At 52.7% G+C, this 22,917-nt stretch carries 19 protein-coding genes and 1 riboswitch; of the genes, 8 read left to right on the top strand and 11 right to left on the bottom strand.

What is annotated here, in order from left to right; all coding sequences use genetic code 11:
- Nucleotides 1-8: 8 nt before the first annotated feature.
- From ftsL to leuO, 8 genes are all read right to left on the bottom strand, one after another.
- A complete protein-coding gene (gene ftsL, locus ACM5QY_RS01185; protein ID WP_416118884.1) occupies nucleotides 9-329 on the bottom strand; it encodes a cell division protein FtsL in 321 nt (106 codons plus the stop codon).
- Complete coding sequence (gene rsmH, locus ACM5QY_RS01190) at nucleotides 326-1,267, bottom strand: 16S rRNA (cytosine(1402)-N(4))-methyltransferase RsmH (protein ID WP_416118885.1); 942 nt, start codon at nucleotides 1,265-1,267, stop codon at nucleotides 326-328. Before rsmH ends, ftsL begins: the two co-directional genes overlap by 4 nt.
- A gap of 2 nt (nucleotides 1,268-1,269) precedes the next feature.
- Nucleotides 1,270-1,728 (bottom strand): division/cell wall cluster transcriptional repressor MraZ, encoded by a 459-nt coding sequence (gene mraZ, locus ACM5QY_RS01195; RefSeq protein ID WP_104923345.1) that lies wholly within the window; start codon nucleotides 1,726-1,728, stop codon nucleotides 1,270-1,272.
- Nucleotides 1,729-2,437: 709 nt separating this feature from the next.
- Nucleotides 2,438-3,442, bottom strand: a complete 1,005-nt coding sequence (gene cra, locus ACM5QY_RS01200) for a catabolite repressor/activator (RefSeq protein WP_416118886.1) — start codon at nucleotides 3,440-3,442, stop codon at nucleotides 2,438-2,440.
- Between the two features lie 167 nt (nucleotides 3,443-3,609).
- On the bottom strand, nucleotides 3,610-4,101 hold the full coding sequence (gene ilvN, locus ACM5QY_RS01205; RefSeq protein WP_192938010.1) for an acetolactate synthase small subunit: 492 nt from the start codon (nucleotides 4,099-4,101) through the stop codon (nucleotides 3,610-3,612).
- Between the two features lie 2 nt (nucleotides 4,102-4,103).
- A complete protein-coding gene (ilvI, locus tag ACM5QY_RS01210) occupies nucleotides 4,104-5,822 on the bottom strand; it encodes an acetolactate synthase 3 large subunit (RefSeq protein WP_416118887.1) in 1,719 nt (572 codons plus the stop codon).
- A gap of 419 nt (nucleotides 5,823-6,241) precedes the next feature.
- A complete protein-coding gene (locus ACM5QY_RS01215; protein WP_416118888.1) occupies nucleotides 6,242-8,038 on the bottom strand; it encodes an AMP-dependent synthetase/ligase in 1,797 nt (598 codons plus the stop codon).
- A gap of 290 nt (nucleotides 8,039-8,328) precedes the next feature.
- Nucleotides 8,329-9,276, bottom strand: coding sequence for a transcriptional regulator LeuO (gene leuO, locus ACM5QY_RS01220; protein WP_416118889.1), 948 nt, complete (start codon nucleotides 9,274-9,276; stop codon nucleotides 8,329-8,331).
- A 752-nt stretch (nucleotides 9,277-10,028) separates the two neighbouring features.
- Here leuO and leuA point away from each other — a divergent pair.
- From leuA to leuD, 4 genes are read left to right on the top strand one after another with little or no spacing between them, the layout of a single operon-like run.
- Nucleotides 10,029-11,618, top strand: coding sequence for a 2-isopropylmalate synthase (gene leuA, locus ACM5QY_RS01225; RefSeq protein ID WP_416118890.1), 1,590 nt, complete (start codon nucleotides 10,029-10,031; stop codon nucleotides 11,616-11,618).
- A 2-nt stretch (nucleotides 11,619-11,620) separates the two neighbouring features.
- Nucleotides 11,621-12,712, top strand: coding sequence for a 3-isopropylmalate dehydrogenase (leuB, locus tag ACM5QY_RS01230; protein ID WP_101075153.1), 1,092 nt, complete (start codon nucleotides 11,621-11,623; stop codon nucleotides 12,710-12,712).
- Between the two features lies 1 nt (nucleotide 12,713).
- The gene (leuC, locus tag ACM5QY_RS01235) at nucleotides 12,714-14,114 is read left to right on the top strand and encodes a 3-isopropylmalate dehydratase large subunit (protein WP_416118891.1); all 1,401 of its coding nucleotides are present in this window, start codon (nucleotides 12,714-12,716) and stop codon (nucleotides 14,112-14,114) included.
- A gap of 10 nt (nucleotides 14,115-14,124) precedes the next feature.
- Complete coding sequence (leuD, locus tag ACM5QY_RS01240; RefSeq protein WP_416118892.1) at nucleotides 14,125-14,727, top strand: 3-isopropylmalate dehydratase small subunit; 603 nt, start codon at nucleotides 14,125-14,127, stop codon at nucleotides 14,725-14,727.
- A gap of 60 nt (nucleotides 14,728-14,787) precedes the next feature.
- Here the strand turns inward: leuD and ACM5QY_RS01245 are convergent, their stop codons facing one another.
- The gene (locus ACM5QY_RS01245) at nucleotides 14,788-15,951 is read right to left on the bottom strand and encodes an MFS transporter (protein ID WP_416118893.1); all 1,164 of its coding nucleotides are present in this window, start codon (nucleotides 15,949-15,951) and stop codon (nucleotides 14,788-14,790) included.
- 260 nt (nucleotides 15,952-16,211) lie between these two features.
- Complete coding sequence (sgrT, locus tag ACM5QY_RS01250) at nucleotides 16,212-16,397, bottom strand: glucose uptake inhibitor SgrT (protein WP_416118894.1); 186 nt, start codon at nucleotides 16,395-16,397, stop codon at nucleotides 16,212-16,214.
- Nucleotides 16,398-16,498: 101 nt separating this feature from the next.
- Here sgrT and sgrR point away from each other — a divergent pair, with 101 nt between their 5' ends.
- From sgrR to thiQ, 4 genes are all read left to right on the top strand, one after another.
- The gene (sgrR, locus tag ACM5QY_RS01255) at nucleotides 16,499-18,163 is read left to right on the top strand and encodes an HTH-type transcriptional regulator SgrR (protein ID WP_416118895.1); all 1,665 of its coding nucleotides are present in this window, start codon (nucleotides 16,499-16,501) and stop codon (nucleotides 18,161-18,163) included.
- A gap of 40 nt (nucleotides 18,164-18,203) precedes the next feature.
- Nucleotides 18,204-18,319: riboswitch (TPP riboswitch) on the top strand.
- A gap of 43 nt (nucleotides 18,320-18,362) precedes the next feature.
- The gene (gene thiB, locus ACM5QY_RS01260; protein WP_416118896.1) at nucleotides 18,363-19,346 is read left to right on the top strand and encodes a thiamine ABC transporter substrate binding subunit; all 984 of its coding nucleotides are present in this window, start codon (nucleotides 18,363-18,365) and stop codon (nucleotides 19,344-19,346) included.
- A complete protein-coding gene (gene thiP / locus ACM5QY_RS01265; RefSeq protein ID WP_416118897.1) occupies nucleotides 19,322-20,932 on the top strand; it encodes a thiamine/thiamine pyrophosphate ABC transporter permease ThiP in 1,611 nt (536 codons plus the stop codon). Before thiB ends, thiP begins: the two co-directional genes overlap by 25 nt.
- Complete coding sequence (gene thiQ, locus ACM5QY_RS01270; protein WP_416118898.1) at nucleotides 20,916-21,629, top strand: thiamine ABC transporter ATP-binding protein ThiQ; 714 nt, start codon at nucleotides 20,916-20,918, stop codon at nucleotides 21,627-21,629. The genes thiP and thiQ overlap by 17 nt, the downstream gene beginning before the upstream one ends.
- On the opposite strand, the gene ACM5QY_RS01275 is transcribed toward thiQ, so the two are convergent.
- Nucleotides 21,619-22,875, bottom strand: a complete 1,257-nt coding sequence (locus ACM5QY_RS01275; RefSeq protein ID WP_416118899.1) for a nucleoside permease — start codon at nucleotides 22,873-22,875, stop codon at nucleotides 21,619-21,621. The genes thiQ and ACM5QY_RS01275 overlap by 11 nt on opposite strands.
- Between the last annotated feature and the right edge of the window lie 42 nt (nucleotides 22,876-22,917).

Genomic DNA, 22,917 nt, shown 5'->3' on the forward strand with positions numbered 1-22,917 from the left:
TGCGCATTTTAAGGCTGAACCACAATAATTTCTTGAGAGGGATCAACGTGCTGCATCTGCAATTTCTCCGTTGCGATGCGTTCTACCCGGCTGTGATCACCGAGAGCGTTCTCTTCGAGGATCAGGTTGCGCCATTCAATGTCCAGCGCATCCCTTTCCAATACCAGTTGCTCACGCTGCGCCGTCAGCAAACGCGTACGGTGCGCAGTGGTCACAACGAATATTGCGCTGACCAGAACGGCGGTCAGCAAAATCATCGGGATCTTGCCGTTGCGAAGAATATCGCTGGCAATGACCCCCACCAGTCCGTGGCGTTCGTTACCAATCACGCGCTCGTTCTCTCAGCAAAACGGAGAACAGAACTGCGTGCCCGTGGGTTTTCTGACACTTCTGCATCAGAAGGCATCATTTTTCCGACGGATTTCAGCGAACGTCCGCCAAGTTCTGCGATCTGTGCTTCGGTCATCGGGATACCCGCCGGAACCTGTGCACCACGACTGTGCTGGCGGATAAAACGCTTCACGATACGGTCTTCCAGTGAATGGAAGCTGATCACGGATAAACGCCCTTGAGGTGCCAGAATTTCCAGAGCACCGTCCAGCGCACGTTCAATTTCTTCCAGCTCGCTGTTGATATAAATACGGATCGCCTGGAAACTGCGCGTGGCCGGATGCTTATGCTTTTCACGAAACGGCGAGGCATTCGCAATCAGGTCAGCCAGTTCCTTGGTACGTGTCATAGGCAATTCACGGTTACGTTCAACAATTGCGCGCGCAATACGTTTTGCGAAACGCTCTTCACCAAACGTCTTCAGTACCCAGGTGATGTCTTCTTCTTCCGCTTTCATCAGCCATTCTGCGGCTGAATAACCACGGGTCGGATCCATACGCATATCCAGAGGCCCGTCGCGCATGAAAGAGAAGCCGCGCTCTGCGTCGTCGAGTTGCGGTGAAGAAACACCTAAATCGAGCAGTACGCCGTCGATTTTGCCTTCAAGGCCGCGATCGCGGACATACTCAGCGAGGTCAGAAAACGGCCCGTGAATAATCGAAAACCGTGGGTCTTCAATAGCCTCTGCGGCTTTGATCGCCTGTGGATCGCGGTCAATTGCCAGCAAGCGTCCGTCCGGCCCAAGCTGGGACAGAATCAGACGTGAATGGCCACCACGGCCAAAAGTTCCGTCGATGTAAATGCCGTCCTGTCGAATGTTGAGGCCGTTAACGGCTTCATCCAGCAAAACGGAAGTGTGTTTGTAGTTTTCAACCATGCTTATAATGACAAGTCCTGTAATCTCTCAGAAAGCGGTTCCTGAGATGATTGTTCAGTGTCGATGTCTTCCTTAACTTGTTGATACCAGGTCTGTTCATCCCACAGTTCAAACTTATTGAACTGCCCAACCAGCATCACTTCTTTTGCGAGCCCGGCGTGCTGACGCAACGTGGTAGCGATCAGTAAACGCCCGGCGTTATCCATCTGACATTCACTCGCATGCCCGAGTAACAGCCGCTGAATACGGCGCTCGACGGGGTTCATGCTCGACAGACGGGACAATTTTTGTTCGATAACTTCCCATTCCGGGAGGGTGTAAAGGAGGAGACATGGGTGATGGAGGTCTATGGTGCACACCATTTGACCTTGCGATTCTTCGCTCAGCAAATCCCGATAACGGGTGGGTACGGCAAGTCGCCCTTTGCTGTCGAGGTTAACCATCGTCGCGCCACGAAACATGACCGATTTACCCCTCTGTGACCTTTTTCACCACTTTCCCCCACAAATTCCCACATAAAAGAGTTTACGGATGGTTTTAAAACCTTGTCAAGCCAGAGCAGAGGCGGTTTGGCAATATTTACGCAGGTAAACGAAAGTGCTGCGCATTGTCGTGAGGTGTTTTAGAGGAGGGATAGAAAATAACGTCATGATTAGTTGAAGAAATTTTGCAGGGTTAATAATTTCGTTTAAAAAAAAACCAAACTGAACATTATTTAACTATTTATATTCTTCTGCTATCTAACTCTCATTTCTTGACCGGTTTGCCATAAAAAAAATCATTCTCAATTTTTTTCTGGCTATCACTGCTAAATCATCATCATTTTGTATGCCAACCCGCATGACATAAGCCTCTGCGCCGTTTTAAAAACCATCAGCGTCGGGGGTGTACACATACCGAAGGAAATTAAGCGGGGAATTCTACAGCACTTTTGCAGACAGTATTAACGTATTTTAGAAATTGATTGGAAGGTTTATATCAACCAAAGAAGCGCAAAAACATTTCTTAATAATTCAGTCATCTGAGAATGCTCCTAAATTACCCATTCCACTTCTATGGGAATTTTCGTATTGGTATTATCAGTAAGAATAACTCGAATTATCTTAAGCGAAGACCGGATGTGTCGGGAAGAAAGTGACGGGCAATCTGGATGACTGCCCGTTGCGGTGTTTACTTGCGGCTCAGGCGACCACGGCGGAACAGATTGCGACGGATCCGGGTCAGACCGGCTTTCGGTTTCTTCGGCTCATCAAGGCACGCCAGCACCAACTCCAGCACGCGTTCAGCCACATCACGATGACGTTGAGCGACGGCGAGAACAGGGCATTCGAGGAAATCGAGCAGCTCGTTATCGCCAAACGTGGCGATCGCCAGATCTACAGGCAAGCGCCCTTCTGTTTTGAGCGTCACGTCCATCACGCCCTGCAACAGCGGGAAAGAGGTGGTGAACAACGCCTGAGGCATCGGATTAGTTTTCAGCCACTCGGCAAAAACGACAGCCGCTGATTCACGATCGTAGGCATTGGCATACAGATATTTTGGCTGACGTGGATCATCTGCCCAGGCCTGACGGAAGCCCTGCTCACGCAGGAAACTCACAGAAAGTTCAGGCAACGCGCCCAGATACAGGACCGATTCAGCCGGGAATGTGCGCAATTCCTGCGCCAGCATCAGCGCGTCTTCTTGATCAGCGCCCACGACACTGATGAAATGCTCAGGGTCCAGCGCACGATCGAGTGCGATGATCGGGAAATTATCATTGGCCCAGCGCTGATAGAAAGGATGCTCTGGCGGTAAAGACGTGGAAATAATAATTGCGTCTACCTGCCGCTGAAGCAGATGTTCGATGCAACGCATTTCGTTATCAGGCTGATCTTCAGAACAGGCGATCAGCAACTGATACCCACGCTGTCTGGCCTGACGTTCGAGGAAATTGGCGATTTTGGTGTAGCTGGTGTTTTCCAGATCCGGGATTACCAGACCAATAGAACGGGTTCGGCCGGCACGCAAACCTGCGGCCACCGCATTCGGGTGATAGTTATGTTCCTTCACGACAGCCATGACTTTTTCGACTGTCTTATCGCTGACACGATACTGTTTCGCCTTGCCGTTAATGACATAACTGGCCGTCGTACGCGAAACGCCCGCTAACTTCGCGATCTCATCCAGCTTCACTGAGAAAACCCCTTAATAAAGATAATGCTTTATCTAACCTCAGAAGCCATTGCCGGGCAAGGGGTTTTACCGAATCGCTTCACCTGATCAGCAAAAAAGAAAGCCCAACGGAAAAGTTGGGCTTTCATCAGGCTAAGAAGTTTTACATGCTGCTGATTATTTACGCTTTAGCGCATGATTTTCTCACCACGGGAAACACCGACCACGCCGGAACGGGCAACTTCCACAATTTCAGCCACATCGCGAATGCTGGCTAAAAAGGCGTCAAGTTTATCGCTGGTTCCCGCCAGCTGAACGGTGTAAAGCGTTGCAGTCACATCCACGATCTGTCCACGGAAAATTTCTGTCGAGCGCTTCACTTCTTCACGTCCATAACCGGAAGCCTGCACCTTAACCAGCATGATTTCGCGCTCAACGTGCGCACCCTGGATCAGTTCGGTAACACGCAATACGTCAACCAGCTTGTGCAACTGCTTTTCGATTTGCTCCAGCACCTTGGCATCGCCGACGGTCTGAATCGTCATACGGGACAACGTCGGGTCATCGGTCGGGGCAACCGTCAGGCTTTCAATGTTGTAGCCACGCTGAGAGAACAGGCCGACTACGCGGGACAACGCGCCCGATTCGTTTTCCAGTAATACTGATAAAATCCGGCGCATGATCAGGTCCTCTCCGTTTTGCTTAACCACATTTCGTCCATCGCACCGCCACGGATGTGCATCGGGTAAACGTGTTCTGTTTCATCAATGCTGATATCGACAAATACCAGACGATTTTTCTGTTCCAGCGCCAGCGCCAGTTTGCTTTCCAGTTCTTCAGGCGTACGGATTGCAATACCGACATGTCCGTAAGCTTCCGCCAGTTTGACGAAATCAGGCAGCGACTGCATATAAGATTGCGAATGGCGGCCGGAGTAAATCATGTCCTGCCACTGTTTCACCATGCCGAGATAACCGTTGTTCAGGTTGACAACTATCACCGGTAAATCGTATTGCAGCGCGGTAGACAGCTCCTGAATATTCATCTGGATACTGCCGTCACCCGTCACACAAATGACCGTTTCGTCTGGCAGGCCGAGTTTCACACCCAACGCGGCCGGTAAGCCGAAGCCCATCGTGCCCAGACCACCGGAGTTGATCCAGCGGCGCGGTTTGTCGAATTTGTAATACAAGGCGGCAAACATCTGATGCTGACCGACATCAGAGGTCACGTAAGCCTCACCTTTGGTCAGACGATGCAGTGTTTCGATAACCGCCTGCGGTTTGATGGTGCCGCTATGTTTGTCGTAGCTCAGACACTCGCGCCCGCGCCAGTTCTCAATATTCTGCCACCAGTCACGCAGCGCGTCGTATTCCTGCTTCTCATCGCTTTGCGCCAGCAGTTCAAGCATCTGAACCAGCGTCTGCTTCGCATCGCCCACAATCGGGATGTCGGCATTAACGGTTTTGGAAATAGACGTCGGGTCGATATCGATATGCATGACCGTGGCATTCGGGCAGTACTTCGCCAGATTATTGGTGGTACGGTCATCGAAGCGCACACCCACACCGAAAATCAGATCAGCATTGTGCATCGCCATATTGGCTTCATACGTGCCGTGCATGCCCAGCATACCGAGACTCTGACGATGCGTGCCCGGGAACGCGCCCAGCCCCATCAGGGAACTGGTCACCGGCAGATTCAGTTTCTCGGCCAGTTGTAAAAGCTCTGCATCACATTCAGAGTTGATCGCGCCGCCGCCGACATACAACACCGGCTTTTTCGCGGCCAGCAGGGTCTGAACAGCACGTTTGATTTGCCCGCGATGGCCCTGCACGGTCGGGTTATACGAACGCATCGAAACCTGATCGGGGTAGGCGTAAGGCAGTTTGATTTGCGGATTCACCACGTCTTTAGGCAAATCGACAACGACCGGGCCAGGACGGCCGGTGGATGCCAGATAAAACGCTTTTTTGAGGACCGTCGGAATATCTTCCGCACGTTTTACCAGAAAACTGTGTTTCACCACCGGGCGGGAAATCCCCACCATGTCGCATTCCTGAAACGCGTCATACCCAATGAGTGAACTGTGTACCTGGCCGGATAGCACCACAAGTGGGATGGAATCCATATAAGCCGTGGCAATACCGGTGATCGCATTGGTTGCGCCGGGACCCGAAGTCACCAGCACCACGCCCACATCGCCTGTGGCGCGCGCATAACCGTCAGCCATATGAACAGCACCCTGTTCATGTCTCACCAGCACATGATCAATCCCACCGACCGTATGCAGGGCATCATAGATATCCAACACCGCTCCGCCGGGATAACCGAATACGTGCTTAACGCCCTGATCGATTAACGACCGGACGACCATCTCGGCTCCTGACAACATCTCCATGGTTTTGCCTCCAGGCTTTTTGCTTCTTCTATAGGGTGACTTTTCTTTCAGCTCGCTGTTCTATCAGGCAACGATTTAACGATAAATCTCTGAATTTTAGGACTTTCTGTCGGGTTTAAAAAACCCTGCTGTTCTTATTGGCGTTAACGAATCTAACTCAGTACCTTAGCGTCAGAATCTGAGTCAGGCAAACGCCAAAAATTGTCCGAAGCCGTTGTTTTATTACCTCACACTGTCTTCATTCACCCGTTCGGGACAAAACACTGCCTGCGTGCGCTAACCAGTCAGAAATATCAGGAAGGTCGGAAAAATTACAGTATTAAATTATGTCCGGGGCTGACATAAAAATAAGAGAGAAACCGGCAAACGGGCGTCGGCCGGTATTTTTAACAAAAAAGTGGTAAATCGACGGGTTCGACTTACTCGCGATAAAGCTGATCAATTTCCTGCTGGTAGCGGCTGAAAATGATTTTACGGCGCAGTTTGAGCGTCGGCGTCAGTTCTCCGGCTTCCATGGTGAAAGGTTTCGTCAGCAGCACAAACTTTTTGACCTGTTCAAAACCGGCCAGATCATGCTGGATCTCACGCAACTGATGTGCAAAGAGTGACAGGATCTGTTCGTTTTTCACCAGCCCGGCCCGGTTGAAATAATCAATGTGATGCGCCTGGGCATACACGTTTAGCACATCAAAATCCGGGACGATCAGCGCGGAAACAAAATGGCGCTCATCGGCAATCACCGCTGCCTGTTCAATATAACGATCCTGCACCAGCGTGCCTTCGATCCGCTGCGGCGCGATGTATTTTCCGCCCGACGTTTTCATTAAGTCTTTGAGACGTTCAGTAATGAAAACGTTGCCCTGCTCGTCCATTTTCCCGGCGTCACCGGTTTTGAACCAGCCATCCGCGGTAAAACTGGCGGCCGTTTCTTCCGGCTTATTGAAGTACCCGCGCAGCAACGTCGGGCCGCGCACCTGGATCTCATTTTCATCGCCGATGCGCACTTCGACTTCCGGCAACGCCGTTCCCACCGAGCCAAAACGGAAATTTTTTTCTTCCCAACAGGTTACCGTCGCGCAGGTTTCCGTCAGGCCATAACCGTATTTAATGTGCAGCCCGAGGGATTCGAAAAACAAAATGACATTGTCATCCAGGCTCGCGCCGGCCGCAGGCAGAAAGCGCAAGTTACCGCCGAGCAAACCGCGCAGCTTTTGCAGCACCAACTTATCCGCCAGATAATGAGCAGGAGAAAGCCAGAAAGGATAACGCTCACCGCGACGTTCGGTCAGGTATTTTTCTTTGCCCTGCGCCACAGCCCAGTGGAAAAGCCGCTTCTTCAGCGAGCCTGAGCGGGCAACTTTGTCATGGATTGCGCTGAAGACCTTTTCATAGAAACGCGGCACAGCGCACATAACCGTCGGTTTGACCGCTTGCAAAGCATCACGCACCAAATCGGTTTCCCGCAGGAACACATTCTGCGCGCCAGAATGGAGCACGAAAAAACTCCAGGCCCGCTCAAAGACATGCGCGAGCGGCAGAAAACACAATGAAACATCGGTGTCCGAGATACTCAGTCGTTCTTCATGTTGCCGGAGTTGCGTCGCCATGCTGGTGTAATCGAGCATGACGCCTTTCGCTTCGCCCGTGGTGCCCGAGGTATAAATCAGCGTGAATAAATCATCCAGATTACCGGCATTCACGCGGACTTCACGTTCAGCAGACAAAAACCGGTCCTGCGGAACGAGTTCGGAAACGTGCCGGGCAATAGTGACGCCGCCCAGATCAACGCTGCTGTCCAGCACCAGAATATGTTTGAGCTGCGGGCACAGGTCGCGCAAAGCTACTGCCGCGTCGTACTGTTTCTGGCCGACAACAAAGAGAATGCGGATATCCGCATCATTAAGCACATACGCCGACTGCGCAGGCGTATTGGTGGCATAAATAGGTACGGTCACGGCACGTAGCTGGAGAATCGCCAGATCGGCGATGGACCACGCCATAGAGTTATTTCCGCATATCGCGATGCGTTCCTGAACACTCACCTGTTCCTGCAATAACACGTCGGACAGGGCATCGACTTTTTCGCCAAGTTCACGCCAGGTCAGGGAGACTTCCCTCGCAGGGGACCATTCACGGAAAGCAACCTGCCCGGCACGGGCACTGACTTGCTGGCGAAAACGGGTAATCAGATGGTAGTTATTTAAGGTTGGATTCATTGAGCGTTTACACCGACATCCAGCGTCATCAGGAAAGGAGGAGGATTGACTGCATTGCTTTATTACAAAGATTTAACGCAGTCTACCGACAAAGAGGGCATGGTGAAATGAAATTGTGGGTGCGCTAAGCGCTTTTGGAAAGGAGGCCTGATGAATTTTTACTGCAAAAAAAACCTGCCTGGTTTTAACGAGGTAAAAAAAACAAGCAGGATAAAACACTCCAAAGAACATCATAACCAGCCACTTTTACTCCAGCCGGGGCTGCAATAAAAGTATGAGTCGTTGGCTTTTTACAGAGACAGAACACATTGGCTTAATAAAGACTTCATCCACATATTCCCTTTATCTTTGCTGGATGATTCATGCCAGGAAAGATAACAGGTCAGATGATTTTTCATCCACGGCAGAGGGATCACGGATAAATTGAGCATTCCTGCATTTGACTGTGCCAGCCAGCGCGGAACCAGTGCGACCATTTCGGTTTTAGACACAATTTCCATTACGCTGAAAAGATCGGTTCCCTGATAAGAAATTAAAGATTGCATTTCAGGGTCGTCGTAATAAGCCGAGCTGAAAGAATAGAAACGGTCCAGCACCATCACGGCATGTTTTTCTTTCAGGTATTTTTCATCAGACATATGCGGGCTAATGCGCGGGTGATTTTTCGCCGCAACCAGAACCAGTTCGTCATTAAATAACGCCTGATTACAAAAATCGGCACGTTCGAATTTGCGATAGCTGATCATAAATTCAATATTCTGATAACGCAGCTGATGCTCAATATTATCATTGACGATGGTCTGTAATTTAATGCTGACGCCGGTTGATAACGTCTCAATAGCATTGAGAACCTGAGAAGTCAGACGCTTATCCAGCGGGCTGCAAATCGCCACATTAAACTGACGCATGCTGTTGTGCGGGTCAAAACCGGCGCCCGGCAGCTCATTCATCACCAGTTGTAATGCCTGCCGGACAGGCCCGAAAAGCTGGCGGGCACGCATGGTAGGCTGAATGCCCCGCCCATAACGCACAAATAAATCATCATTAAACATGACTTTCAGCCGGGCTACGGCATTACTGACCGCGGGCTGAGACATTCCCAGCATATTGGCGGCGCGGGTAATATTTTGTAATTGCATTACCGCATCGAATACCGTCAATAAATTTAAATCCACATTACGAAGATGTGTTTCGGTTTCGGTCTGCTTATTTTTATTTTCTGTGGTCATATCTGACATGAAGTTCTCCATCAAGATCACTCCAATATCATAAAGGAGTAACGACGTTAATAACTTTCTTTATAAAAACAGGGCACGGAGAAATATCAGACCAGCAGAAACAATAACCGGTAATTCCGTGGGAATTCATCATGTTATTTAGGAAAGGATAGAGAAATACCTTTCCTAATAATCATAAAGGGAAATATAAATCTCACTTCCCCCTAAAAACTGATGATATAAGACAATAAAATGATTATGGAAACAACATGCGAAAAATGAATAATAAGTTAAGCAGAGCTACATTATCTCTAATTATCTGTATTGGAAGGGTTATTTAACGCAATGCTTAAAATTCCTGCCTATTTTTGGTCTTTTTATGTGCTTTGCATGAAGGAAAAAACCGCGAAAACCTTTGCGCCAGACATGTTCTGACAACCAGTTTTTTATGCTAAATGAGATAAAATATCATTTGCAAGGTTTTTTGCGTTTTCCACACAGTGAAGGTTGACATGCCAGGGACATTCCCGTATCACTTTAGGCACTGTTTGAACGGTATACGTTCCGACCACCCAATCAAGAGAAGCTGAAAACATGTTCATGATTACCCGTCTCCCAGGCCTACTACTCAACGCAGAAAATTTGCGCGGTAAGCCAGTGGGCGAAAATCAGAACTGATTTCAACTTCCACAGACAATAAACCCGCGCCGATGCGCGGGTTTTTTTTTATCTCCCCCGCAGGGCGCGAAAATAAAGCAGACAAGGAATAACCCATGAGCGAGCAAGTCATTATTTTCGATACCACGCTGCGTGACGGTGAACAGGCGTTGCAAGCCAGCCTGAGTGTTAAAGAGAAGATTCAAATTGCAATGGCGCTGGAAAGAATGGGCGTGGATGTCATGGAAGTGGGCTTCCCGGTCTCGTCTCCTGGCGATTTCGAGTCTGTACAAACTATCGCGCGTCAGATTAAAAACAGCCGTGTTTGCGGTCTGGCCCGTTGTGTCGACGGCGATATCGATGCCGCAGCCGAAGCGTTGCGTGTGGCAGAAGCCTTCCGTATTCACGTATTTTTGGCGACCTCTACCCTGCACATTGAATCCAAACTGAAACGTTCGTTTGATCAGGTGCTGGATATGGCGATTCACTCCGTGAAACGCGCCCGTAATTATACCGATGACGTGGAATTCTCTTGCGAAGATGCAGGCCGTACGCCGCTGGACAATCTGTGCCGCGTCGTGGAAGCCGCCATCAAAGCCGGCGCGACCACCATTAATATCCCGGACACCGTCGGTTACACCACGCCGGTTCAGTTCGGCGGCATCATTACTAACCTGTACGAACGCGTGCCTAACATCGATAAAGCGATTATCTCCGTTCACTGCCACGATGATCTGGGCATGGCGGTCGGTAACTCCATCGCCGCCATTCAGGCTGGTGCGCGTCAGGTTGAAGGCACGCTGAACGGTATCGGCGAACGCGCCGGGAATACCGCGCTGGAAGAAGTGATCATGGCCATCCGCACCCGTTCGGAATACATGAATGTTCACACCAACATCAATCACAAAGAAATCTACCGCACCAGCCAGATTGTCAGCCAGATCACCAACATGCCGATTCCGGGCAACAAGGCGATTGTCGGGTCTAACGCGTTTGCACACTCCTCCGGTATCCATCAGGACGGCGTGCTGAAAAACCGCGAAAACTACGAAATCATGACCCCGGAATCTATCGGTCTGAACCAGATTCAGCTGAACCTGACGTCCCGCTCCGGCCGCGCGGCCGTGAAGCATCGTATGGAAGAAATGGGCTATAAAGAATCCGATTACAACATGGATCATCTGTATACCGCATTCCTGAAGCTGGCCGACAAAAAAGGTCAGGTTTTCGACTACGATTTAGAAGCACTGGTCTTCATTAATAAGCAGCAGGAAGAACCAGAATTCTACCGTCTGGATAACTTCAGCGTGCAGTCCGGTTCCAAAATTACCGCAACGGCTTCTGTGAATCTGGCCTGTGGCGAAGAAATCATGACCGAAGCCGCCACCGGCAACGGCCCGGTTGATGCGGTCTATCAGGCCATCAACCGCATCACCGGCTATCAGATTGAGCTGGTCAAATACCAGCTGAGTGCAAAAGGCCAGGGCCGCGACGCGCTGGGTCAGGTCGACGTTGTCGTCTCCTTTAATGGCCGCCGCTTCCACGGCGTGGGTCTGGCGACGGACATCGTCGAATCCTCCGCACAAGCGATGGTGCACGTACTGAACAACATCTGGCGCAGCAAACAAGTTGAGATCGAAAAACAACGTTTGCAGCAGGAAAGTCAGCAACAAAACAACATTCAAAATAATCAGGAAACGGTGTGAACATGAGCAAGACCCATCATATTGCCGTCTTACCCGGAGACGGAATTGGCCCTGAAGTTATGGCCCAGGCCTATAAAGTTCTGGACGCCGTGCGTCAGCGTTTTGGCCTGAAAATTACGACCAGCGAATATGACGTCGGTGGCGCAGCCATCGATAAACACGGCAGCCCGTTGCCGGAAGCCACCGTTGCGGGCTGCGAACAGGCCGATGCCATTCTGTTTGGCTCCGTCGGCGGACCGAAATGGGAACATTTACCGCCGAACGATCAGCCAGAACGCGGCGCATTATTGCCGCTGCGTAAGCACTTTAAATTGTTCAGCAACCTGCGCCCTGCCCGTCTGTATCAAGGTCTGGAAGAATTTTGCCCGCTGCGTGCCGACATCGCCGCAAAAGGCTTCGACATTTTGTGCGTGCGGGAACTGACCGGCGGTATTTACTTCGGTCAGCCGAAAGGCCGCGAAGGTCAGGGACAACACGAAAAAGCGTTTGATACCGAAGTGTATTACCGCTTCGAGATCGAACGTATTGCACGCATCGCGTTTGAATCTGCGCGCAAACGCCGCAGCAAAGTGACCTCCATCGATAAAGCCAACGTGTTGCAGACCTCTATTATGTGGCGCGAAGTGGTTAACGAAATCGCAAAAGATTACCCTGACGTCAGCCTGAGCCACATGTATATCGACAACGCGACCATGCAGCTGATTAAAGATCCGTCCCAGTTTGACGTGCTGCTGTGTTCCAATTTATTCGGCGACATCCTGTCTGACGAATGCGCGATGATCACAGGCTCTATGGGCATGTTGCCTTCTGCCAGCATGAACGAGCAGGCGTTTGGTCTGTTCGAACCGGCAGGCGGTTCAGCGCCGGATATCGCCGGTAAAAACATCGCTAACCCGATTGCACAAATCCTGTCTGCGGCACTGTTACTGCGCTACAGTTTGGGCGCGGATGACGCGGCAAATGCAATCGAACAGGCCGTGAATAAAGCGCTGGAAGCAGGCCACCGCACCGGCGATCTGGCGAACGGCCAGCAGGCGTTGGGCACCAGTGAAATGGGCGACATTATTGCCCGCTTTGTGAAAGAAGGGGCATAACATGGCCAAGACGCTGTACCAAAAATTGTTTGATGCTCACGTGGTTTACGAAGCGCAAAACGAAACGCCATTATTATACATCGACCGCCATCTGGTTCATGAAGTGACGTCTCCGCAGGCATTCGACGGCCTGCGTGCGATGGGCCGTCCGGTGCGTCAGCCGGGCAAAACTTTTGCGACCATGGATCACAACGTGTCCACGCAAACCAAAGACATCAATGCGAGCGGCGAAATGGCGCGCATTCAGATGCAGGAATTAATCAAAAACTGTGCAGAATTTGGCGTGCAGTTGTATGACCTGAACCACCCGTTCCAGGGCATCGTACACGTCATCGGCCCTGAGCAGGGTATGACGTTGCCGGGCATGACTATCGTGTGCGGCGACTCCCACACCGCCACGCACGGCGCGTTCGGCTCACTGGCTTTCGGTATCGGTACGTCTGAAGTTGAGCACGTTCTGGCCACGCAAACCCTGAAACAGGGCCGCGCGAAAACCATGAAAATTGAAGTCACCGGCGAAGCCCCGGCGGGCATCACCGCCAAAGACATCGTGCTGGCGATTATCGGTAAAACCGGCAGCGCGGGCGGTACCGGCCACGTTGTAGAATTCTGCGGTAAAGCCATTGAAGCGCTGAGCATGGAAGGTCGTATGACCCTGTGCAACATGGCAATTGAAATGGGGGCAAAAGCCGGTCTGGTTGCGCCTGATGAAACCACGTTTGCTTATCTGAAAGGCCGCCAGTTTGCGCCGAAAGAGCAGAACTGGGACGCCGCTGTTGAATACTGGAAAACCCTGAAAACTGAGGATGGCGCAAAGTTCGACAGCATTGTGACGCTGGACGCGGCTGAAATCGCCCCACAGGTGACCTGGGGCACCAACCCGGGTCAGGTAATGGCGGTGAATCAGGTGATCCCAAATCCTGCTTCGTTTGCCGATCCGGTTGAACGCGCTTCCGCTGAAAAAGCGCTGGCGTACATGGATTTGCAGCCGGGCATTAAACTGACCGACGTTGCGATCAATAAAGTCTTCATCGGTTCCTGCACCAACTCACGTATTGAAGACTTACGCGCAGCCGCAGCGGTTGCCAAAGGCCGCAAAGTGGCGACCGGCGTGCAGGCGATTGTAGTGCCAGGCTCTGGTCCGGTTAAAGCGCAGGCAGAAGAAGAAGGTCTGGATAAGATCTTCATCGAAGCCGGTTTTGAATGGCGTCTGCCGGGCTGCTCCATGTGTCTGGCGATGAACAACGACCGTCTGGAACCGGGCGAACGTTGCGCATCTACCAGCAACCGTAACTTCGAAGGCCGTCAGGGCCGTGGCGGCCGTACGCATCTGGTCAGCCCGGCAATGGCGGCGGCGGCGGCGGTCACCGGCCGATTCGCTGATGTCCGTGAACTGAACTGAGGAAAACACCATGGCTAAATTTACCCAACACATCGGTCTGGTGGTTCCGCTGGATGCCGCAAACGTCGATACCGATGCGATTATCCCGAAACAGTTTTTGCAGAAAGTAACCCGCACCGGTTTCGGCCAGCACCTGTTTAATGACTGGCGTTTTCTGGACGACGCCGGCCAGATGCCGAATCCCGATTTCGTGCTGAACAAACCGCGCTACAAAGGCGCGAGTATTCTGCTGGCACGCGAAAACTTTGGTTGCGGTTCTTCCCGTGAACATGCGCCGTGGGCGCTGACCGACTACGGTTTTCACGCGGTCATCGCGCCGAGCTTTGCCGATATTTTCTACGGCAACTCGTTCAACAACCAGTTGCTGCCCATCACCCTGAGCGAAGCGGAAGTTGACGAACTTTTCCAGCTGGTGAGTGACAACGAAGGCATTCAGTTCGAAGTGGATCTGGAAGCGCAAACCGTGAAAGCCGGTGATAAAAGCTATCCGTTTGTCATCGACAGCTTCCGCCGCCACTGCATGATCAACGGTCTGGACAGCATCGGCCTGACCTTGCAGCACGAAGAAAACATCTCCAGCTACGAGAAAAATCAGCCTGAATTTATGCACTGATTACCGTGCATCAGGCATAAAAAAACCCGCGAAATTCGCGGGTTTTTCTTTTCAGCGCGGTCAGACGTCTTTCACTTTAACCATCAGGCCGAGCGATAAAACCGCCAGAACGGTCGCGGCCCAATACACCGGGTAATGGCCGAAGTTCTCCACGATCACGCCCTGAAGCAAACCGGCACAAATCACCCCGGTCGAAATACTGTTGGTGAATAACGTGGTCGCAGAACCGGCGCGCCCCGGCATCAGATCCTGAAAATACAGCATCCCGATACCCGCCACGATGCCGATGAAAATCGCGTTAAACAGTTGCAGGATCATCAGCGCGGCTTTGAACGGGAACGCCACCAGACCGGCATAGAAAATCACCCCGCTCGCCACCGCATAGAGCATCAGTTTGCGCTTACCGGTACGTTTAACCAGATAGCCCGCCAGTAACATCGCCGGGATCTCAAGCCCCGCAGCCGTTCCCATCAGCAACCCCGCCAGCCCTTCCGGCAAACCTAAATCCCGGGTGATATACAGCGGCATATCAATGATGTACATGATATTGCACGTCCACATCAGCAATGACGCGAAAAACAGCCGACGCACATCTTTGTTCCGCCACGCACTGACCGGCACCACTTTTTCATCCACCGGCTGTTCGAGGCGCGGCACGGACGGCAGGAAAAAGGCAATCATCAGTATGCTGCCGACAAACACCGCTGCCGCACTCAGATACATCGGCGTAAAGCCGTAATTCAGCGCAAGCATAAAAGACAGCGGCGGGCCCAGCACCCACGCCAGCGACAGCATCGCACGCATCATCGAGCTGAACATGACGACTTCACTGGAAGAACGGTCGGCGTGCTCACGCGCCAGCGCAAACAGTTGTGGCATCGCCGCATTCCCGATAGCTGCAAGTAAAACACCGACGGTGATCAGCACCAGATAATCGCGGCTGAACGCAAACACCAGACTGTTACCGATCGCCATCAGGCAGCAAAACATCAGCAACTTGCGGCGGTCGCCTTTATTGTCCGAGCGGTTCGCCAGCAGAAAGCTGATCGCAATCCCGGCAAGCGCATTGACGGTATAAAAGAAGCCAACCCACAGCGGACGGACTTTCACTTCGTTGGTCAGAAACAGGCTGAGCGTCGGCGCCTGTAATGCACCGGCGATACCACACAGCAAGGAGACCACCAGAAAGGTGACATAAATTGCATTAATACGAGGTTTAGACATAACGCCATCCCTGAGAAATGAAAGTCTTACAACGAAACATACAGTGTATACCCAAAACAATTCGAGTTGCAGGAAGGCGGCAAACGCGCGAATCCCGATGAGCTGACATGAGTCAGTGATTCGGGTGAACAAGAGCGGCCAACGCATCTGCGGCTCGAAGTGTGAAGGGGATATTGAATAGAAAAAAACCAGTGGGCTACCCCACTGGCTGGTGACATTACACCATTACTCAGAAAATCGAATCTGGCCGCGTCGGCGGATTATAAATGACGACGGTATTGCTCATCGCTCTGCGATTCTATGTCCCACTGTGTCAGACGGGAGAGAATGTCTAAACGGTATTCCACCGGAACCCATGACAACCAGTCAGCATGATTTCTGGCCGCATTTCTGCTGATGGCAGAGAAATAGCGCTGATAGAAGCGGGCAGTTAGAACGTTTTTCATGATGACCTCCTGACCTTCATGACGGGCTTTCGTTGGAGATCAGTATCGGGGTAATATGAGGAAAGATAAATTGATGAGATTTCCTGCGGAGTTCCTCTTTTATGACCTCATCCCGTTTGCAACAGCAGTTCATCAAATTGTGGCAAAGCTGCCACGGCGAAGAAACCGAGACCACCTTGCAGGCATTATCGGAAATCCTGAACTGTTCGCGGCGGCATATGCGGTCACTGCTTCGCACCATGCAGGAACAGGGCTGGCTGAACTGGGATGCCGAGGCCGGGCGAGGTAAACGATCAACGCTGACATTCCTTTATACCGGGCTGGCGCTCCAGCAGCAGCGGGCGGAAGAACTGCTTGAACAGGATCATATCGATCAACTGGTACAACTGGTGGGCGACAAAAGCAGTGTCCGCCAGATGCTGTTATCCCAACTGGGACGCAGCTTCCGTCAGGGCAAACATATTCTGCGCGTCCTGTATTATCGCCCGCTGTTTAACCTGCTGCCCGGCACCATGCTCCGCCGTTCTGAAACGCATATCGCGCGGCAGATTTTTAGCGGGCTGACGCGCATAAATGAGGAAAATGGGGAAACGGAAGACGACTTAGCGCACCACTGGCAGGAACTTTCGCCACTACACTGGCGATTTTATCTTCGCCCGGCGATTCATTTTCATCATGGTCGCGAGCTGGAAATGGCGGATATCATCGCCACTTTTACCCGCCTGATGCATTCACACCGGCTGTTCAGTAATCTCGCGTCTGTGACATCGCCGACGCCCAATGTCATCGACATCCATCTGAACGCGCCCGATCGCTGGCTGCCGTGGCTGTTAGGCAATATTCACGCCACGATCCTGCCGCAGGAATGGGAGTCCTTGCCGGATTTCGCCCGCCATCCGGTGGGCACGGGCCCGTATGCCGTGGTGCGAAACCAGAAAACCCAGTTGCGGATCCGCGCGTTTGACGAATATTTTGGATTCCGGGCGCTGATCGACGAGGTCAATATCTGGGTTTTACCGGAACTCTCTGAAGAACTGGTACATTCCGGCGTCCAGCTTCAGGCCGATGAATCCGGCAAAAGTGAGCTTGAAAGCCGCCTTGAAGAGGGCTGCTATTTCCTGATGTTCGACCAGCGCTCGGCCATCGGCCAGAAGGATGAAATACGGGCATGGCTGTGTGATTTACTGAGTCCGATTGCTTTACTGAATGCCGCAGAGCCAATCTATCAGCGCTACTGGTCGCCGGCATACGGCCTGTTGCCCCGCTGGCATCACAAGGCGCTTCAAACACGTCCGCCAAAACCCGAAAATCTGACGCAGATAACGCTGACGTTTTACAGCGAGCATTCTGAACATCACGCCATCTGTAACGCGCTGCGGCCAATACTGGCTTCGGAGGGGATCGAACTGATCATTCAGATCGTGGATTACGCCGTCTGGCACCGTGGCGATGCACACAGTGATCTGTGGCTCGGCAGCGCAAACTTCACATTGCCGTTGGAATTTTCCCTGTTTGCGACGTTCTTTGAACTGCCGCTGACGGCCTATTGCTTCCCGCAAACGATGGATGAAGACGCCGCGTTATGGCACGACGGTAAGCTGTCGATGGCACACTGGAGCGAGAAACAGGTCGCCACCCACCATATTCATCCGCTGTTCCATCACTGGCTGGTTTTGCAAGGCCAGCGCAGTATGCGCGGCGTGCGGATGAACACCCTCGGCTGGTTCGACTTCAAATCTGCCTGGTTCGCGCCCCCCGACAGCTAATCGGACTATCGCATTGCGCCGATAATCACTAGAATGACATCCGTTCTCAACGGGGTGCCTGCACTTGTTAACGCAAGTTTAAATATGGCTGAGACCTGATACCCGTCGAACCTGATCCGGTTAACCCCGGCGGAGGGATTTGAGACTGTGCAATGCTCACTCAAAATCCTTTGCCCCTTTTCTTTTTTGGAGCGCAAAGTTGAAAAAATTATTGTCCTGCCTGCTGTTACTTTCTGCACCTGCCTTTGCTGCAAAACCCGTTCTGACGGTGTACACCTACGATTCTTTCTCTGCCGACTGGGGCCCTGGCCCGGCAATCAAAAAAGCCTTTGAAGCACAATGCGGCTGCGAACTGAAATATGTCGCGCTGGAAGATGGCGTGTCGCTTCTGAACCGTCTGCGGATGGAAGGCAAAAATAGCAAAGCAGACGTTGTGCTCGGGCTGGATAACAACCTGTTGCAGGCCGCTGAGCAAACCGGTCTGTTTGCCAAAGCGCCGAAAACCGACGCAAAACTGACAGTGCCGGGCGGCTGGAATAACACGACGTTTGTGCCTTACGACTACGGCTATTTCGCGTTCGTGTATGACAAAAACAAACTGAAAAACCCGCCAAAAAGCCTCGATGAGCTGATCAACAGCGACCAGAAATGGAAAGTGATTTACGAAGATCCGCGCACCAGCACGCCGGGTCTTGGCCTGCTGCTGTGGATGCAAAAAGTCTATGGTGATAAAGCGCCGGAAGCGTGGCAAAAACTGGCGGCAAAAACCGTGACCGTCACTAAAGGCTGGAGCGAGGCTTACGGCCTTTTCCTCAAGGGCGAAAGCGATCTGGTGCTGAGCTACACCACCTCTCCGGCGTATCACATTGTCGAAGAGAAGAAAGACAATTATGCCGCCGCTGACTTTACCGAAGGCCATTACATGCAGGTGGAAGTCGCAGGTCAGTTGACCAGCAGCAAACAGCCGAAACTGGCTGAACAGTTCATGAAATTCGTCACCACCGAAGATTTCCAGAAAGTCATTCCGACCGGCAACTGGATGTATCCGGTGATCAGTACGCCATTGCCTGATGCCTTCAAACAGCTGACCGTACCGGCGAAATCCCTGCAATACAGCGCCCAGGATGTGGCTACTCACCGCAGCGAATGGATTCAGGCATGGCAGAACGCCGTCAGCCGTTGATCCCCCGCTGGCTTTGGCCGGGCGCGGTGGCGTCACTGGTGATGCTGCTGGTCGCCGCGCTGGCATTAGGCTCGTTGTGGCGTCATGCGCCACACATGAGCGGCGCGTCTGTGTGGCAGGATCCGTATCTCTGGCACGTCATCCGCTTCACCTTCTGGCAGGCGCTGCTTTCGGCGCTCTGCTCGATGCTGCCCGCCATTTTATTGGCCCGCGCCCTCTTCCGCCGCCGTTTTCCCGGCCGCCAGCTTTTATTACGCTTGTGCGCGATGACCCTGGTATTGCCGGTTTTAGTCGCGGTTTTCGGCATTCTCAGCGTGTACGGAAGACAGGGCTGGCTGGCGCAGATTTGCGGCTGGCTGGGCGTGGATTACCATTTTTCGCCGTATGGCTTACAGGGCATTTTGCTGGCGCACGTCTTTTTCAATCTGCCGATGGCGACCCGTCTTTTATTGCAGGCACTGGAAAATATCGCGGTTGAGCAGCGCCAGTTGGCGGCTCAGTTGGGGATGAACGCGTGGCAGCAGTTTCGCTTTGTCGAATGGCCCGCGCTGCGTCGCCAGATTTTCCCGGCGGCGGCGCTGATTTTTATGCTGTGTTTCGCCAGCTTTGCGACCGTCCTTTCCCTTGGCGGTGGCCCGCAGGCGACCACCATCGAACTGGCAATCTATCAGGCGCTGAGTTACGACTACGATTTAGGCCGCGCCGCCACACTGGCGCTGATCCAGCTATTTTGCTGTCTGGCACTGGTGCTGCTCAGCCAGAAACTCAGTCAGGCGCTGCCGGTCGGGCAAACGCATGCGCAGCGCTGGCGTAATCCGGACGATTCCCCGCTGCGCCGCATCACCGACGGCCTGCTGATTGGTCTGGCTTTGCTGCTGATCCTGCCACCACTGCTGGCGGTGATTTTCGATGGTGTGAATCGCGCCGCCATCAGTGTGCTGCAACAGCCCGCGCTGTGGCAGGCGTTATGGACGTCAGTCCGTATCGCGCTGGGCAGCGGAGTAGTGTGCGTGTTGCTGACGATGATGTTGCTGTGGAGCAGCCGCGAGCTGCGTTTGCGCCGGAGAAGTGGCTGGGCGCAGGCGATGGATCTCAGCGGAATGCTGATCCTCGCCATGCCGGGTATTGTGCTGGCGACGGGCTTTTTCCTGCTGCTCGGCGACACCACGGGTTTGCCGCAATCGCCGTGGCCGCTGGTCATTTTGACCAACGCGCTGATGGCCGTACCTTACGCCTTAAAAGTGCTGGATAACCCGATGCGCGACGTGGCCGAACGCTACAATCCTCTGTGCCTTTCGCTGGATATGCACGGCTGGCAGCGCTTGCGCCGGGTGGAACTCAGCGCGCTGAAACGTCCGATTGCGCAGGCACTGGCGTTCGCCTGCGTGCTGTCACTCGGCGATTTCGGTGTGATAGCGCTGTTTGGCAACGAGAATTTCCGCACGCTGCCGTTTTATCTGTATCAGCAGATGGGTTCCTATCGCAGCCAGGACGGTGCGGTCACGGCGCTTTTACTCCTGCTGCTATGCTTCCTGTTATTTACCCTGATTGAGAAATTGCCGGGCCGCCATGCTGACGCTGAATAAACTGACTTACCTGTACGAGCATTTGCCGATGCGCTTTGATTTGCGTATCGCGGCGGGTGAACGCGTGGCGATCCTCGGCCCGAGCGGTGCGGGGAAAAGTACCCTGCTCAGCCTGGTGGCGGGTTTTCTGACGCCGGTCAGCGGGCAGATTTTGCTGAACGGTGCCGATCACAGCGCAACGCCACCGGCGAAACGTCCGGTCTCGATGCTGTTTCAGGAAAACAATCTGTTCTCACATCTGACCGTGCGCCAGAACATGGGGCTGGGGCTGCATCCGGGGCTGAAACTCAGCGCGCAGCAAAAGCAGGCATTAGAGGAAATCGCCCGGCAGGTCGGGCTGCAAGAGTGTCTGGAACGCCTGCCGTCGCAGCTTTCCGGCGGGCAGCGTCAGCGCGTGGCACTGGCGCGTTGCCTGTTACGCAGTCAGCCGGTTTTGCTGCTCGACGAACCGTTTTCGGCACTCGATCCGGCGCTGCGCAGTGAGATGCTAAGTTTGCTGGATAACGTGTGTGAGCAGCGCAATCTCACGCTGCTGATGGTGTCGCACAATCTGGACGATGCGGCGCGGATTGCGCCGCGCACCTTACTGATTGTGGATGGCCGGATTTTCTACGATGGTCCGACGCAGGCGCTGGCTGACGGCACCGCGCCGGAAGCCAAAGTGCTGGGCATCCGGCGTCCTGATATCAGTGGCTGAGGACCGGTTTGGTGAATCCGGCCGGGTTGTGTTTGTATTTAAACGTGAAGGCAAAGACGATCACCAGAACCACGGTATAAGCGGCAAAAGCAAGCCAGATGCTTTGCCAGTCTTTAACGCCATCCACCGTAAAGTGATCGACCACGTGCCCGCTGGCAATGGCACCGATATACGCTCCGACACCATTCACCATCGTCATAAATAAGCCCTGAGCGCTGGCGCGGATGTTATGCGCCACTTCTTTTTCAACGAATATCGCCCCTGAAATGTTGAAGAAGTCGAACGCGCAGCCGTACACCAGCATCGACAACAGCAGGAAAATCATCCCGCCAAACGACGGATCGCCGAAAGCGAACAACGCAAAGCGCAGCGTCCAGGCCGCCATGCTGATCATCATGACCCGCTTGATCCCAAACCGGGACAGGAAGAACGGGATGGTCAGAATAAAGAAGACTTCGGCAATCTGGGACATCGACAACAGAATGGACGGATACTTCACCACCAGGCTGTCGTGGAACAGCGGATTGCGGTAGAAATCATGCATAAACGGGCTGGCAAACGTGTTGCTGATTTGCAGGGAAACGCCGAGCAGCATGGCGAAAAGGAAGAAAACGGCCATCTTCTTCTGGCGGAATAGCACAAACGCATCCAGCCCCAGCAAGGTCCCCCACGAACTGCCTTTCTTCACGCCGGACGTCGGGCAAGCCGGCAGCGTTAACGCGTACAGAGCCAGCACCACGGAGATGCCCGACGCGATATACAGCTGAATGTTGCTAAGCTCGAAGCCGGAAAGGCTGATGACCCACATGGCAAAAATAAACCCGACCGTGCCAAATACGCGTACCAGAGGGAAATTTTTCACCGTATCCAGCCCGCCTTTCTCAAGGCAAATATAGGAAATGGTATTGGATAGTGCGATGGTCGGCATATAAACCATCGCATTAAACAGCATCGCAAAGAACATCAGATCAGGGTCTGCGATGCCGGCCGCTGTAAATAAGGCTATCGCGCCGAAGAAATGACACAGCGCATAAAGTTTATTGGCTTTTACCCATCGGTCCGCAATAATACCGACGATGCCGGGCATAATAATACAGGCAATGCCTTTTGCGCCGTAAACTAATCCCACCTGCGCACCGGTAAAATTCAATGTGTTGATCATATAAGAACCCAGCGTCACCAGCCAGGAACCCCAGATAAAAAACTGAAGAAAGAACATAATTTTCAGCCGGATTTGTATTGTCATTTTATTTCCTTTCAGGAGAGCATGAACAATGCGATACGAGCA

The sequence above is a fragment of the Rahnella sp. PCH160 genome, from assembly GCF_047784855.1.
Taxonomy (GTDB): Bacteria; Pseudomonadota; Gammaproteobacteria; order Enterobacterales; family Enterobacteriaceae; genus Rahnella.